Below are 427 nucleotides of genomic sequence, written 5' to 3' on the forward strand. Positions count from 1 at the left end.
CCGTCCTGTCGGCCGATGTGCGCGACCTGACCGAAGGCAACACGGCCGCCGACATCTCGACGTCGGGCACGCTCACCATCTCCGATGTCGACAGCGATCCCCACTTCGTGCCCCAGGTGGCTGCCGCAGGCAGCTACGGCACCTTCGACCTCGATGCCGACGGCAACTGGACCTACACGGCATCCTCCGCCCATGACGAGTTCGTCGCCGGCACAACCTACACCGACACCTTCAATGTCGTCAGCGCCGACGGCACCGCCACCACCGTGACCGTCCACATCCTGGGCACCAACGACGCGGCCGTCCTGTCGGCCGATGTGCGCGACCTGACCGAAGGCAACACGGCCGCCGACATCTCGACGTCGGGCACGCTCACCATCTCCGATGTCGACAGCGATCCCCACTTCGTGCCCCAGGTGGCTGCCGC

1 protein-coding gene is annotated in these 427 nt (G+C 67.2%); it reads left to right on the forward strand.

Annotated elements, in window-relative coordinates; all coding sequences use genetic code 11:
• Nucleotides 1-427: VCBS domain-containing protein (locus EN935_RS40265; protein ID WP_164771944.1), on the forward strand; the 427-nt coding region annotated here is incomplete at both ends.

This window comes from Mesorhizobium sp. M7D.F.Ca.US.004.03.1.1 (assembly GCF_003998635.1).
Classification (GTDB): Bacteria; Pseudomonadota; Alphaproteobacteria; order Rhizobiales; family Rhizobiaceae; genus Mesorhizobium; species Mesorhizobium loti.